At 47.2% G+C, this 14,719-nt stretch carries 15 protein-coding genes; 9 read left to right on the top strand and 6 right to left on the bottom strand.

Features of this window, described 5'->3' with window-relative positions; all coding sequences use genetic code 11:
• Positions 1 to 3 precede the first annotated feature (3 nt).
• The 7 genes from ytxJ to ACN9MT_RS01510 all read left to right on the top strand — a co-directional run bounded on the left by ytxJ (position 4) and on the right by ACN9MT_RS01510 (position 6,670).
• The gene (gene ytxJ, locus ACN9MT_RS01540) at positions 4 to 330 is read left to right on the top strand and encodes a bacillithiol system redox-active protein YtxJ (protein ID WP_035411320.1); all 327 of its coding nucleotides are present in this window, start codon (positions 4 to 6) and stop codon (positions 328 to 330) included.
• A 259-nt stretch (positions 331 to 589) separates the two neighbouring features.
• Positions 590 to 2,125: a DHA2 family efflux MFS transporter permease subunit gene (locus ACN9MT_RS01535; RefSeq protein ID WP_056064044.1), complete on the top strand. Its 1,536-nt coding sequence runs from the start codon at positions 590 to 592 to the stop codon at positions 2,123 to 2,125.
• 119 nt (positions 2,126 to 2,244) lie between these two features.
• On the top strand, positions 2,245 to 2,541 hold the full coding sequence (locus ACN9MT_RS01530; protein ID WP_035411326.1) for a metal-sensitive transcriptional regulator: 297 nt from the start codon (positions 2,245 to 2,247) through the stop codon (positions 2,539 to 2,541).
• A gap of 13 nt (positions 2,542 to 2,554) precedes the next feature.
• Positions 2,555 to 4,684 carry a heavy metal translocating P-type ATPase gene (locus ACN9MT_RS01525; protein WP_426272634.1) on the top strand — a complete coding sequence of 710 codons (2,130 nt, stop codon included), beginning with the start codon at positions 2,555 to 2,557 and terminating at the stop codon, positions 4,682 to 4,684.
• Positions 4,681 to 4,887: a heavy-metal-associated domain-containing protein gene (locus ACN9MT_RS01520; RefSeq protein WP_023466808.1), complete on the top strand. Its 207-nt coding sequence runs from the start codon at positions 4,681 to 4,683 to the stop codon at positions 4,885 to 4,887. Before ACN9MT_RS01525 ends, ACN9MT_RS01520 begins: the two co-directional genes overlap by 4 nt.
• An 86-nt stretch (positions 4,888 to 4,973) precedes the next feature.
• Positions 4,974 to 5,198, top strand: coding sequence for a hypothetical protein (locus ACN9MT_RS01515; RefSeq protein ID WP_426272633.1), 225 nt, complete (start codon positions 4,974 to 4,976; stop codon positions 5,196 to 5,198).
• Between the two features lie 170 nt (positions 5,199 to 5,368).
• Positions 5,369 to 6,670, top strand: coding sequence for a protoglobin domain-containing protein (locus ACN9MT_RS01510; protein WP_426272632.1), 1,302 nt, complete (start codon positions 5,369 to 5,371; stop codon positions 6,668 to 6,670).
• A 52-nt stretch (positions 6,671 to 6,722) separates the two neighbouring features.
• Here ACN9MT_RS01510 and ACN9MT_RS01505 read toward each other — a convergent pair whose 3' ends face one another.
• From ACN9MT_RS01505 to ACN9MT_RS01485, 5 genes are all read right to left on the bottom strand, one after another.
• Positions 6,723 to 7,328, bottom strand: a complete 606-nt coding sequence (locus ACN9MT_RS01505) for a class F sortase (RefSeq protein WP_311247115.1) — start codon at positions 7,326 to 7,328, stop codon at positions 6,723 to 6,725.
• Positions 7,300 to 8,088, bottom strand: a complete 789-nt coding sequence (locus ACN9MT_RS01500) for a DUF4397 domain-containing protein (protein ID WP_035411338.1) — start codon at positions 8,086 to 8,088, stop codon at positions 7,300 to 7,302. The genes ACN9MT_RS01505 and ACN9MT_RS01500 overlap by 29 nt, the downstream gene beginning before the upstream one ends.
• A 525-nt stretch (positions 8,089 to 8,613) precedes the next feature.
• A complete protein-coding gene (gene speB / locus ACN9MT_RS01495) occupies positions 8,614 to 9,486 on the bottom strand; it encodes an agmatinase (RefSeq protein WP_290773770.1) in 873 nt (290 codons plus the stop codon).
• Between the two features lie 114 nt (positions 9,487 to 9,600).
• The gene (gene speE / locus ACN9MT_RS01490; protein WP_035411343.1) at positions 9,601 to 10,443 is read right to left on the bottom strand and encodes a polyamine aminopropyltransferase; all 843 of its coding nucleotides are present in this window, start codon (positions 10,441 to 10,443) and stop codon (positions 9,601 to 9,603) included.
• A gap of 144 nt (positions 10,444 to 10,587) precedes the next feature.
• On the bottom strand, positions 10,588 to 11,259 hold the full coding sequence (locus tag ACN9MT_RS01485; RefSeq protein ID WP_426272631.1) for an NAD(P)H-dependent oxidoreductase: 672 nt from the start codon (positions 11,257 to 11,259) through the stop codon (positions 10,588 to 10,590).
• A gap of 378 nt (positions 11,260 to 11,637) precedes the next feature.
• On the opposite strand from ACN9MT_RS01485, the gene ACN9MT_RS01480 reads away from it, so the two are divergent.
• Together ACN9MT_RS01480 and ACN9MT_RS01475 are read left to right on the top strand one after the other, a co-directional pair.
• On the top strand, positions 11,638 to 13,194 hold the full coding sequence (locus tag ACN9MT_RS01480; protein WP_426272630.1) for a BCCT family transporter: 1,557 nt from the start codon (positions 11,638 to 11,640) through the stop codon (positions 13,192 to 13,194).
• A gap of 90 nt (positions 13,195 to 13,284) precedes the next feature.
• On the top strand, positions 13,285 to 14,130 hold the full coding sequence (locus ACN9MT_RS01475; protein ID WP_069201494.1) for a metallophosphoesterase: 846 nt from the start codon (positions 13,285 to 13,287) through the stop codon (positions 14,128 to 14,130).
• Positions 14,131 to 14,165: 35 nt separating this feature from the next.
• Here ACN9MT_RS01475 and ACN9MT_RS01470 read toward each other — a convergent pair whose 3' ends face one another.
• On the bottom strand, positions 14,166 to 14,660 hold the full coding sequence (locus tag ACN9MT_RS01470; protein WP_308102229.1) for a YwhD family protein: 495 nt from the start codon (positions 14,658 to 14,660) through the stop codon (positions 14,166 to 14,168).
• Between the last annotated feature and the right edge of the window lie 59 nt (positions 14,661 to 14,719).

Below are 14,719 nucleotides of genomic sequence, written 5' to 3'. Positions count from 1 at the left end.
ATTATGACACAACCACGTAAACTGCAGTCTATTTCTGATTTTGATCAATTTGCGTCCGAACATAGCGCGTTCGTGATTTGCAAACACAGTACGACGTGTCCGATCAGTGCCGCAGGATTCTCAGAGTATACGAAGTTCGCGGATGAAACATCTGTTCCGACAGCATATCTCTTCGTCCAAGAAGCTCGGACCTTATCGAATCACATCGCTGAACACTATAATGTCCGACATGAGTCGCCACAAGTTCTTTTCATTCAGGACGGCAAATCTGTCTGGACAGCATCTCACTACGACATTACAAAGGATGCACTCGAAACGAACGTTCAGTAACGCTAACTATGAAACAAGCTTCTGGCTGTTTCAAACTAAAGACAAAGCGCAATTTTCCTCTAACGAGAAGGATTGCGCTTTTTTATTTCCTACGAATCATTCTCCTCATTTAGAAAAACGCTTTCAAAACTACATAAAAAATAAAATTATCTTTCTTAGCTATTATTATTTGTAATTCGAACTAAATCGGATTAAGATAAACTACAGATAGAACGACCGTATATAAATCTGTACCGTTAGTTTAGTTAGGAGGATATTCATGCAACAAAGTGCAACTCACACAGCTCGCGCTCCTTACGGCATCCTCGCCGTTTTGATGATCGGGGCATTCATCGCTTTCTTAAATAATACCTTGCTCAACATCGCCCTTCCTTCAATCATGAAGGATCTAGCGATCGAACCAGCTACTGCTCAATGGCTGTCGACTGGTTTCATGCTCGTCAATGGTGTCTTGATTCCGACATCTGCTTTCTTGATTCAAAAGTATTCGGTTCGTCGCTTGTTCTTACTCGCGATGACCCTCTTCTCGACCGGAACGATTCTTGCCGGATTCGCAGACGTCTTCCCTGTGTTGCTCGCAGGACGGATGATTCAAGCGTCGGGTTCTGCCATCATGATGCCGCTACTGATGAACGTCATGCTCGTCAGTTTCCCGATTGAAAAACGCGGGACTGCGATGGGCTTCTTCGGATTGATTATGATGGGGGCTCCAGCGATCGGACCGACGTTGTCTGGTTGGATCATCGAGCACTATGATTGGCGGATGTTGTTCCACTTCATCACACCAATCGCCTTGATCGTTCTCGTCGCTGGTTTCTTCTTACTTCGTGACGTCAAGGAACGGTCTGCCACTCGGATCGATCTGGCTTCCGTGGCACTTTCGTCACTTGGTTTCGGTGGCTTATTGTACGGATTCAGTTCTGCCGGCTCTAAAGGTTGGGATAGTTTCCACGTCTATGGAGCACTGATCGTCGGGGTCATCGCACTCGTGACATTCATTTATCGTCAGCTGCATATGGAACGTCCGATGCTCAACTTCAAGATTTATCGTTACCCGATGTTCGCCTTGTCTTCTGCGATCTCGATGGTCGTCACGATGGCGATGTTCTCGGGCATGTTATTGCTTCCGATCTATGTCCAGACGATTCGCGGTATTTCACCACTTGATGCGGGTCTCATGCTGTTACCGGGTGCCATCTTGATGGCCGTCATGTCACCGATCAACGGGAAGCTGTTTGATAAGATTGGTGGTCGTCCTCTTGCATTGACTGGTTTGTTCATCACAGTCGTCACGAGTTATTACTTCAGTCAACTTGAGATGGATACGACGTATACCCATCTGATCATCCTGTATTCGTTACGGATGTTCGGGATGTCAATGGTCATGATGCCGGTCTCAACGAACGGTTTGAATCAGTTACCAACACGCTATTATCCACACGGCACAGCGATGAACAATACGTTGCAACAAGTATCTGGTGCAATCGGAACGGCGTTGCTTGTTACGATCATGTCAACGCATGCTAAGACTCGTGGCACAGAGCTCGCGGCCGAAGCGGCGAAGAACATGACAAGTCAACCGACAGCTGAAGCAGCTGCTGCTTTAAAACAGCAGATTACGATGCAAGCGACGCTTGACGGAATCAACTATGCGTTCTTCATCTCGACGTTCATTGCTGGTCTAGCATTCGTCCTCGCCTTCTTCATTAAACGGGCGACACAAGCTGAAGACATCATTAGCGATCAACGCTCATTGAACGAAACGATCGTCAAACCGCAAGTCTCCAATCAATAAGTGCAAAAGCAGTCGCCTCTCGCGACTGCTTTTTTTATTGTTTGAGCTATATACTGGTACCCCCCATACCTATATGTTAGAGTAAAGATAACAACAAGATTACTAAAGGAGGCACGACTATGGCACACGATCACCCTGTCGTCCCACGAACACATGAAGAACAAGACGCTTTAATGAAACGATTAAAGCGTATCGAAGGACAAGTCCGCGGGATTGCCAACATGGTTTCTGAAGACCGGTATTGTATCGACATTTTGACGCAAACCGCATCGATTCAAGCAGCACTTCGACAGGTCGAACTACAAATCATCGAACGCCACGTCAAAATGTGCATGCATGAGGTCGCGACTCGTCAAGACAGTACGGACGCTTACGTCGATGAGTTGATGGCAGTCATTGCCCGTCTGAAAAAGTAAGGAGGGTTTTCTGATGTCAAAAACGATTGAGTTTGATATTGAAGGGATGACATGTGCCGCCTGTTCCGCTCGGATTGAAAAAGTCCTGAACCGGATGGACGGCGTCGAAGCAACGGTCAACTTACCACTCGAGACGGCTCGTGTCTCGATTTCTGATGCCTATGATGATCAAGCGATTATCGAAAAAATTCGCAAAATCGGCTACGAGGCCACGGTCAAACAAGCACCACACGCAACAAAATCGAATCGTCGGATGCTGTATCGCTTCGTCATCGCAGCCGTTCTTTCGCTCCCTTTGCTCGCGAGCATGCTGACACATATTCCAAATAGTCCATTCCATCTTCCATTTTTGATGAACCCGTGGCTACAATTTGCTTTAGCGACACCGGTTCAATTCATCATCGGTGCGCCCTTTTATATCGGGGCTTATAAAAGCTTACGGAGCGGGAGTGCTAACATGGATGTCCTTGTCGCGCTCGGGACATCGGCAGCCTACTTCTATTCCGTTGCTGAAATGCTGTTCGTCTCTGATATGCCACACCTCTACTTTGAGACAAGTGCGATTCTGATTACACTCGTCTTGCTTGGGAAGGTTCTCGAAGACCGTGCGAAACAACAGACGACAGGAGCGATTAAAAGTCTGCTTTCCTTACAAGCGAAAGAAGCCATCGTTTTGGAAGATGGGCAGGAACGGATCGTTTCAATTGAGGCGATCCAAGCCGGGATGGTGTTGCTCGTAAAACCCGGAAATAAAATTCCGACAGACGGTATTGTTCGCGCAGGTGATGCGTATCTCGATGAGTCGATGTTGACCGGTGAATCCGTTCCTGTTCATAAAACTGTTGGCGCATCCGTCATTGGTGGTACGCTGAATACGAACGGTTCCTTACAAATCGAGGCGACAAAGATCGGGCAAGCAACGGTTCTCGCACAAATCATTCGCGTCGTCGAGCAAGCGCAGACCGAAAAAGCGCCGATTCAGCGCCAAGCCGATCGGATTTCTGGTGTGTTCGTACCGATCGTCGTTGCCATTGCGCTTCTGACGTTAGCCGCTTGGTGGATGTTCACCGGTTCCTTTGCAGAAGCGATTCGTCCTGCCATCGCGGTTCTCGTTATCGCCTGTCCGTGTGCACTCGGGCTTGCGACACCAACTTCAATCATGGTCGGAACCGGAAAAGGAGCGGAACGAGGGATTCTCTTTAAAGGCGGTGCTCAACTGGAGAACCTCCAACATGTCGATGCTGTCGTCTTTGATAAGACTGGAACATTGACAGTCGGTCGCCCTGTCGTCGTCGAGACGTTTGGCACGGAGACAGCGCTCGATTTCGCTGCCGCGCTCGAACGTCAATCCGAACATCCTCTTGCCCGTGCCATCACAGCAGAGCGGGATGTCGTCTTTGATATCGAACAGTTCCATGTCGAATCAGGACGTGGGATCACGGGACAAATCATGGGACATGATTTGATCGTTGGTTCAGCGCGAATGATCCAGGAACGAAACATCACCCTTCCTGACTGGACGTCACTCGGAGCGACACTCGTGTATGTCGCCGTCGATGGAGAAGTCGCTGCCGGATATGCCATCCGTGACGCGTTAAAAGATTCAGCGAAAGAAACAATCCAGCGATTGCGAGAGACTAAGGACGTGTATCTCTTGACCGGTGATCGTCGTGAAGTTGCTGATCATCTAGCAGAAGAACTCGGACTCGATCGAGCGTTCGTCTTTGCTGACGTCTTACCTGTTGAAAAGGCAGATGTCATTCAGTCACTTCAACAAACAAAACGTGTCGCGATGGTCGGAGACGGTATCAATGATGCTCCCGCTCTTGTAACGGCGGACGTCGGCATCGCGCTCGGCAGCGGCACGGATGTCGCCCTCGAAGCAGCCGACGTGACGTTGCTTGGACACGATTTAAAACAAGTTTTACTTGCGATCGAACTAAGTGAGCAGACAATGAAAAACATTCGTCAAAATCTCGTTTTCGCACTCGGCTACAATACGATCGGCATCCCTGTTGCTTTTCTTGGTCTGCTTGCTCCTTGGCTTGCGGGCGCCGCCATGGCATTCAGTTCTGTCTCTGTCGTGACGAATGCGTTACGATTAAAACGTACCCCACTATCTGAAGGAGGAACTTCATCATGAAAGAAACAACATTATCTGTTATCGGTATGACATGCAATCACTGTAAAGCGAGTGTCGAATCAGCTTTATCTGAAGTCGAAGGTGTACAACATGCTACTGTCTCACTGGAACAAAACCAAGTGACGGTACAGCATGAAGACGTTCCTCGTGAGCGCCTCGTCGATGCAATCGAAGAGATCGGCTATGATGTGCCGACTGCTTAAACATCCATGCCAAACTGCTTCTAACACGCAGTTTGGCTTTTTTATTTTTTGAAAAGCGGGAATATACGGAGTAAGGAGGGGGTCGTATGGTACCGAAAATCGAATTCGTAGAATACTTCGACGACAACAAAGGAAAACGATTCAAAATCGAACTTTGGAATCTCGGAACCTTCACATTCAGTGCCGAGTCAGCCCGTGGACCTGTCACCCGTTTCACCTCCATCGATATTCAATTCGTTCAAACCTGCGTTCAACGAATGCGCTCGATCGTGGACGCCAAAAAAGCATTCCAGGAAGATCAACCGGTCTAATCCTGTCTTTTTTCATTCTCCTCATGGCACTTGCCATGAGTTTTTTTGTTTCCGGTCAATGTTTTTCAATATTCTCGTCTTTTTTTCGAAAACTAGTATCGCTTCGTCAAGATGAACCGATAAGAAACAGACATCATTTTATTCACATCTTGAGTATTGGAGGCAACTACGTGCGCAATCCTTTTAAAAGTAAGACTACTTCGGTTTATCAAGCTACAATCGGCTTTCCTGATTCTCATCTCATCACGAAGACGGCAGATCCTGATCTTACATCTCGTCTCGTATACATGGGGTATACAGAAGAACAGCTACAGACACTTAAATCGATGGCACCTGTCGTTCAAGGCATCTTAGATGAGGTCCTCGAGCAAGTGCTTGACCATCTATTATTGAATCCAGAGATGGCAACGATCGCGAAACAATCATCGACACGCGAACGATTGAAAAAAGTCTTTGCGGACTACTTCACGAGTCTTCTGACAGGAAACATGGATGAATCCTTCCTTGCGATGCGGACACGGATGGGACAGACGCATAAACACAACTTCGTTCCCGTCACTTGGTTCATCGCTTCATATGCTGCGTTTCAGACGTTGTTGATTCCTAAAATCGTCGAACATTATCAGCATGACCCAGCGCAACTGACAACAGCCGTGCTTGCATTGACTCACGCGATGAACTTAGATGCTCAAATCGTAACGAGTCAGTACGTCGATTCTCGTCTTCATGAAGTAACGGCAGCGAACGAGTCGCGCCGTCAACTGCTGACAGACGTCGTTCGTGTCAGTCAAGAAGTCGCAAGCTCCGTCGAACATACGGATCATGCCATCATCGAAACGAGCCGACGTGCTTCACAAGTGTTGGCAGAAACAGATCAGACGGAGCAGACGAGCCAGCAACTCGTCCAAATGACGATTGCTAACGAACGACAGATGCAACAGATGGAGCAACAATTCGCTCAATCAACACAACAAGTTGGTACTTCGCTTGAAAGCATCCACGAATTGAAAACGACGTCGGATGAGATCGTCCAGATGACACAAAGCATCGAAGCGATCGCCAATCAAACGAACTTACTCGCGTTAAATGCTTCGATTGAAGCAGCCCGCGCCGGTGAACACGGTAAAGGATTCGCTGTCGTAGCGACGGAAGTCCGGAACCTTGCTGAAAATGCCAAGTCATTAAGTAGCAGCATCAATGGTCTGATTCAAAAGAACAATGGCAACATTACACAACTGGTTTCTCAGATGGAAGACATCACACGCGCCAACACTGCATCTCAGCAAGAATTGCAACAAGTCAAACAAGGAATCCAAACCGTTAAGAGTGAAATGGAAAACTCACTGACGTTGTTCGGTCGTAATAAAGAAAACCTTGGACAAATCGTCGAGACGATCCAAGGTCTCAGTAAAACGACGCAAGGCTTGACGAAACTGACGACGGATCTTGTCGCAGCTTCAGAAACACACTAAAAAAAACAGGTCTCTCTTTTTCGGTCATAGCCGAAGTGAGAGACCTGTTTTTTTAATTGTCTTGTTCTGCCGTGACGACAAGACGTTGATCGTACCCTTTTGAGTTTGTAAACGTACCAATGCATGAAATGAGCGTCAGTTTGTTCATGACGGTCGCACCAAAGATTGATCCGACTGGTGCTTCATCGACAGGATAGGACATGACGTTCGTCACCACGTATGACACCTGTTGTCCCGCTTTCCCTGCCACTTCAATCCGTTGCCCTTTTTTCATCTTAGCTAAATCATAAAAGACAGCAGGTCCCTTTTCATCGTCTAGATGTCCTGCTAATACGACATTTCCGGTTTGACCGGCTTTCGCACCGTATTTATACCACGCGACTTGATCCGTTTTTTTTGGCACATCCATCCGTCCTTGCTTATCCTTCCCGACGACTTCGATGTTTGCTTTCACATCGAGCGTCGGAATCATAATACGCGTTGGAATGAATGCTTCTTCGTCCACCATTTCGGATGAAGTGGACGAAGAAGACGTCGTTTCAGTTTGTTTTGGTTTTTCCGGCTTTGTAGTACCTGGAGGTGATCCCGATTGGCATCCGGCTAATACGAGTAAGAGAAGCAGACTACTCTTAAGCGTTTTGTTTACGACGGACGACATACGCTGTTCCTACTAACAAGGCAGCTGCTGCTGCGACTGCCCATGGTGTAGCAGAAGTCGTATCAGCAGAACCACCAAGTCCTGTATCTGGCATTGATGCCATTTCACCGCCATCTGGAATTAAGAGAACATCAAACGCTGGCTCGCCTTCTAGTAAACCGATTGCGAGAGCTGTATAGTTTTTGCCACTGTCGAGTTTGACGCCATCAAGTGCTTTGACGACATCCGTTGCGCCTGCAGGGCGGACTTCAAGGTCATACGTACCTGCATCGAGTGTACCGTAGTCAGAGACTTTTGAGAATTCAAGGTTGCTAAAGAGTGGGTCTCCACCTTTTGGTGCGACATCAACAGCAGGTGCATCTGGTGCAAAGTGTGCGACACGGACCATTGATTTGCCGTCTTCGCCTTTGCCGTTGTCTTCCATGACAGCAAGTTTAATATCAGCAAGTTTACCGATTGCTGCGACAGAATAGAATTTACCAGCTTCCACATTGAGTGTTTGAGAGAGCACAGGATCTTTTGTTGTTCCTGCAGCGAATACTTCTACTTTATGTTCGCCAGCTGGTAGTGTGAGGTAATCTGTAACATCTTTGAATTTTGCTCCTGATACGGCTTTTTTGCCATCGACCGCGATATCGACTGCCGGAGCATCTGGTGAAGCATGAATGACACGAACCATTGCGTCATCTGCTGCGCCTACCGGAAGCACGAATAGTGCAAACAGTAACGTAGCAGTCACAAACGATAAGAGTTTCTTCATCTTTTTTCCACCTTTCTGATTGTCAAATGTACATCGCTCTCAAACCAATGTTCTTACACTTAAGAATATTTCCGTCGTGGTGACATCTTAAACTTAAGATACTTCCGTATATGTGTAAAGATTTCAGTGTGCTATGAACTTGTTTTGAAAACACACTGACTTTCTTTTTGTTTTCGAAATAAAATACATAACAAATCAATTGAAAAGAAGGTTAGTTATGATACAGCCTCGTCACGGTTAAGTGCCTACCTGTCCGTTTTACTTCTGACGTTCTTGAATCCGATGACGAGCGAACAGGATGCCGTTTTGTTTCTAATCGGTATTTTTCTTGGTTCTGCCACCTGGGGGAGCATCCTGGCAAACATCACACACCTGCTTAAACACCAGATTGCGACGTCCGTTCTGCGCGTCGTCCAATAGACATCTGTCAGTCTGATCATCGGATTCGGTGCATTCGGAGTCGTTCAGTTCTTCTTCTGAACAAAACAAAAGAGACCGACATCACGTCTGGTCTCCTTTGTCTATTTATTTAATGAATCCAATCATCATCTCGCGCAACACTTTTGCTGCTGCGATCGCTGTCATATCCGATTGATCATACGCTGGGCATACTTCTACCAAATCAGCTCCGATGACGTCGACGTCTGCTCGTGCAATCATGTGAACGACTTCGAGTAGTTCCTTCGTCGTCACCCCACCGATTTCTTGTGTCCCTGTTCCTGGTGCTGCTGACGGATCAAGGACATCGATGTCGATCGTGACGTAGACCTTTTTCCCGGCAAGTGTTGGAAGAACTTGACGAAGCGGCTCGACGATCTCGTATTTGAAAAGGTTGTAGCCTGACGTCTTCGCCCATTCGAACTCTTCTTTCATCCCCGAACGGATTCCGAACGAATAGCAGTTCTCCGGTCCGATCAAGTTCGCGATTTTCTTGAGTGGCGTCGAGTGTGACAACGGCTCACCTTCGTACTCGTCACGCAAGTCCGTATGCGCATCAAAGTGAAGCACAACAAAATCATCATAGTGTTTATCGAACGCTTTGACGACTGGCCACGTGACTAAATGTTCGCCACCCATACCGAGCGGGAACTTGCCTGCTGCCAGTAATGAATCGACGTATTCTTCAATCATATCAAGTGATTTTTGTGCATTCCCGAATGGTAACGGGATATCTCCCGCGTCAAACAACTTCGCGTCGGCGATGTCGCCATCTAAGTACGGGCTATATTCTTCTAAACCAAGTGAGACTTCACGGATACGTGCCGGACCGAATCGTGAACCGGGACGGAAACTGACCGTCCAGTCCATCGGCATGCCGTATAAAATTCCTTTTGCATCCTCGTGAGTCGGTTGACTCGCGATAAAGACTTTTCCTGAATATGCTTCATCAAAACGCATGATCCATTCCCCCTGTTCATTGGTCGTTTGCTGCTGCAAACGCCTCTTTACCTGACAACAGAGCGATTTCGAAGATCGAAACCGCTCTGTTCATGTGTGCTATAGTGACTGAACTCAGCCGTTCGTCAAATCTTTAACGAACTTCGGAAGCGCGAATGCTGCCGTGTGAAGCTCAGGCGTGTAATACTTCGTATCGATCTCGTGGAAACGCTCTGGTACGACAGCAAGCGGATCGTGTTTCTTTGATCCGATCGTAAACGTCCAAAGACCACTTGGGTATGTCGGAACGTTAGCGATGTAGAGCTTCGTGATCGGGAAGATTTCTTTGACGTCGCGTTGAACATCACGGATCAAGTCTGGTGTGAACCATGGGTTATCCGATTGTGCGACGAAAATACCGTCTTCTTTTAATGCTTTTGAAATACCAGAGTAGAAGCCTTTCGTGAACAAGTTGACCGCTGGACCAACTGGTTCTGTCGAATCGACCATGATGACATCATACTCGTTTTCTGCTTCTGCGATATGCATGAATCCATCCCCAACGATGACTTCGACGCGTGCATCATCCAATCCACCTGCGATGTTCGGGAGGTATTTTTTCGAATACTCGATGACTTTTCCGTCGATTTCAACCAAAACAGCTTTTTCGACGGACGGGTGTTTCAAGACTTCACGGATGACTCCGCCGTCTCCTCCACCAACGACCAGAACCGATTTTGGATTCGGGTGTGTGAACAATGGGACGTGCGCGACCATCTCGTGGTAAACGAACTCGTCCTTATCTGTCGTCATGACCATTCCGTCAAGTAACAACATCGTACCGAACTCGTCCGTTTCAACCATCTCTAGGCGTTGAAACTCCGTTTGTTCGCTCTCATAAACGTGGTTGACACGGAATGTGATACCGTAATCTTCCGTTTGGTGTTCCGTGAACCATAACTTTAATTTTTGTTCCATTTGCGATAGAACCCCTTTCTTTCATCAAGACAAAAGTTGTTCGTATGCGAGTGGCGTTTACGGCGCTTCTTAATCATACAAATGCGAGTATACCGAATTTCGAAAGAAACTTCTATATAATTTGAAAATTTTTGTCTTCCGTGTTTATTCGACGAACGTTACGATTTCATCAAGCGGGCGACGTTGCTTATCACGTTTCGGTTCGTCTGCCCGGTAACCAAATGCGACCATGACCGGAACCGTAAAAACAGAACGATCGAGGAGTCCACGATCGAGGAGTAATTGCTCGACGGCTTGCTGGTCGAATCCTTCGATTGGGCATGAATCGATTCCGATTTGTGCCGCCGTCGACATCATGTTCCCAAGTGCGATATAGGCTTGTTTTGCTGCCCAGTCTTCCATCGCTTTCGGGTTATGACCGATCGCGAAATCCTCCTTTAAAAACAGACCGTAACGCTTCGTCCGTCCGGCTTTCGCTTCTTCAGATAGACCAAGGAAATCCATCATCTGCGTGACATGTGGACCATCTGCCTGCATTTGTTCTCCTGTCCGAGCGAGGAACAAGACGAAGTGACTCGCTGTCGGCAATTGTCCTTGTGCGCCCCAAGAAATTTCTTTTAAGGCTTCTCGGATTTCTGGATTTTGAATGACGAGCATGTTCCATGGCTCATATCCGAACGAACTCGGTGACAGACGCGCCGTTTCCAAGATGAACCGGAAATCGTCTTCTGGGATCACTTGACCATTAAATGCCTTTGTCGCATGACGAGATTGAAATGCTTCAAGAATCGCTTGTTTTTGTTGTTGTTTTTCCATGGGAAATGCCTCCTTCAAAGTGATGACTGCTCTTGTTATATCAAATCTGATTTCGGACCGCCTCTGATTTGCTCAGATTAGTCATTACGTTAGTTTTTAAGTAAAACGGGAAATAAGAATATTAACGTCTTTCCTTTCACTATTTAAAAATCATTTTAAACATTTGATTATCCGCCATTTTACACCTTTCCTCTCTGGTAATTCCCTAGTTTCTATGGTTTCATTTCCCAAACGATTTGCTTTTTCACCAAAGTGTTTGTTACGGTAGTACCCTGCGTGATTAGGTTTTGTTATCGGATGCACGGGGTAATGATAATGTCGTTGTCATCAATTGATACAGAACAACCATGTAAAATTCGAAAGAAGGTGTGGAACACGATGGAAAATAATCGAAAAAGTAAGGTTACAAAAGTCTTTATGGTATCCGTCATTTTCTGTGTGCTCTTTACCATATGGGGAATCTTACCGGAATCCCTAATCGGTGCAGCTAGTCTCGGAAATGTCACAGCTCAAGCACAATCCTTTGTCTCTGACGGATTTGGCTGGCTTTATCTTCTCGGCATGAGTGCTTTTTTAATCATTGCTATCTTTTTAATCTTTTCCCGCTTCGGTTCCATCCGACTCGGTAAGGATTCGGACCGACCTGAATATGGTCTCATTTCTTGGTTTGCCATGCTCTTCAGCGCTGGTATGGGAATTGGTCTTGTCTTCTGGGGTGTCTCAGAGCCTTTGACGCATTTCCATACACCGCCGGTCGCAACGGATGATCCGACGGAAGCGGCACGACTCGCGATGCGCTATTCGTTCTTCCACTGGGGATTACATCCGTGGGCCTTGTATGCGATCGTCGGACTTGCCATCGCGTACTCGACATTCCGAAAAGGACGTCCTGCTACGATTGGCGACACGGTTGCTTCATTGATGAAGCCTCAGTTCGCTTCAGCCGGTAAAGGTACCGTCGAAGTACTCGCCATCGTCGCAACGGCGTTCGGTGTCGCGACGTCACTTGGTCTCGGTGCGCAACAAATCTCAGGTGGACTGAACTTCTTGACAAGTAGTATTCCGAACTCATTCGCTACACAAATGATCATTATCGTGATCGTCTCTGTCCTTTATATGATGAGTGCCGCATCTGGTCTTGATAAAGGAATCGTTCGTCTCAGTAACGCCAACATTGTTCTTGCTGTTCTACTGATGGTCGCCGTCCTTTTCCTCGGACCGTTTAGTTTCATCATGGACCTCTTCGTCCAAACGACAGGAGCTTATCTGCAAAATTTACCAGTCATGAGCTTCCGCGCATCTGCTTTTAATCCAGATGAACGCGGCTGGATCAACGATTGGACGATCTTCTACTGGGCGTGGTGGATTTCATGGTCACCATTCGTCGGTACGTTTATTGCTCGTGTCTCGAAGGGACGAACGATTCGTGAGTTCGTCATCGGAATCATGCTCGTCCCAACGATTTTCGGATTGCTTTGGTTCTCTGTTTTTGGTGGATCAGCAATTTGGAATGAACTGTTCCAAAACGTCAATTTGATCACGACGGTTAACGATAAAGGAGTCGAAACCGGCATGTTCGCTCTGTTTGAGACATTCGGTGGATTAGGCACATTCCTCAGTATCGTCGCTGTCTTCTTGATCACGACGTTCTTCATTACTTCGGCTGACTCCGCGACATATGTTCTCGGGATGCTTTCGTCTGGTGGTAGTCTCATGCCAAGCTTACGCATTAAGCTCGCTTGGGGTGTTCTCCAGTCTTCGATTGCCGCTGTCTTACTTTATGCCGGAGGATTGAGCGCCTTGCAGGCTGCTTCAGTTCTTGCCGCCTTTCCGTTCATCTTCGTCGTCGGTATGATGATTATCGCTCTATTTAAGGAGTTATCAGATGAACCTGATGCCCAAAAAGAAGTAACTGATTTGAAGCAAGATGCTTAAATTGTTTTGAACTCCTCCTTCCGTCGCATACGGAAGGAGGTCTTTTTTGTTATCCTGAATTATGCTGAACAGAAAGAAATGAGGTGACTCATGCGAAAACGTACACGTTGGCTCGTATCCCTTGGGATTCTCGCCCTAGGTAGTTGGTTTTTATATCGTGAAAATAACGTCATCGACGTCTCAGAGATCACAGTGACGTCGGGTCGCTTGCCAAAATCATTTGATGGCTATCGCGTCGTTCAAATCGCCGACTTACATGGCAAAGCGTTCGGATCGGATCAACAACGACTATTGAAAAAAATTAGTCGTAAATCACCAGATCTCGTCGTCATGACTGGCGATTTGATTGACTCGAGGCGAAACGGAGAAGAAGCTGCCCTTACACTTATGAAAGCGCTCGTCGATCGATACCCTGTCTACTTCGTCACCGGGAATCATGAAGTCCGACGAAATTTAACGATTTTACCGAAACTTGAGCAGCTCGGTGTCACCGTTCTTCGGAATGAAACGCGTGTCATCGAGTATAAAGGACAATCGATTTCGTTACTGGGTATCGATGATCCGACGACGACACGTTGGCGCGAAGGACTATCAGAACCGGATGGGATTCGTCAAAGTCTCAATCAAGCACTGCAAGACGTATCGCCTGATGCGTTCCAGCTCCTGCTTGCGCATCGTCCGGAATATAAATCCTTGTATGCAGAGCGTTCCGTTGATCTCGTCTTATCCGGTCACGCCCACGGCGGACAGATCCGCTTACCTTTTACGGAAGGTCTGTATGCGCCTGGTCAAGGATTCTTTCCAACCGTGACGGCAGGCCGCTATCAGGAACAGCAGACGGAACTGATCGTCAGTCGTGGTCTCGGGAACAGCCTGTTTCCGTTTCGTCTGTTCAATCATCCAGAACTCGTCGTCTTGACGCTGAAACGACCATGAAAAAAGAACGTGTGCCGCGGCACACGTTCTTTTGTTTAGACCAACGCTTCATGTAAAGCAGTGTCAGCATTTTCCCACATCTCAGGTTTATGAGTCTGTAAGAAATCACGTAACAATTCCTTTGAACGCTCATCCATGTGATCGACGACGATCCGTCCTTTAAGGGATTTATCCATCTTATTGACGTGGTCGGCAAGAATCTTGAATCCGCGACGCGCTTCCGCATCGACTAACAGATCGCACGCAGCGACACCACCGTAATAGAAGCCTTCTGGCTTACGGCCGACTGTCACCCAGACGATCCAGTACAATTTACCGTTCGGTGTATCGGCTTTATCCGTCGTGAATTTGACGCGTTTCTCGATTGCTGCTTTTGCGTGCATCGCACCCATATCGATGTAAGCTTCACCGTCTTCCGGAGAAATGATGACTGGTGACATACTATTTAAACTGAGTGTTCCGACACCGAATCCTCCGTGACCGTCTGTAGAGTTATCTGAAATGATATTGAAGTTAATCTTTTTTTCCATCGTGTTTTGTCCCCTTTTATTCCTGTTGCTTCTATCATACCGCATTCCGAGGTGTCTGC

Source organism: Exiguobacterium sp. R-17 (genome assembly GCF_049913315.1).
Classification (GTDB): Bacteria; Bacillota; Bacilli; order Exiguobacteriales; family Exiguobacteriaceae; genus Exiguobacterium_A.
The sequence above is the reverse complement of the archived record's forward strand: the minus strand, read 5'-3'. Positions and strand labels throughout refer to the sequence as shown.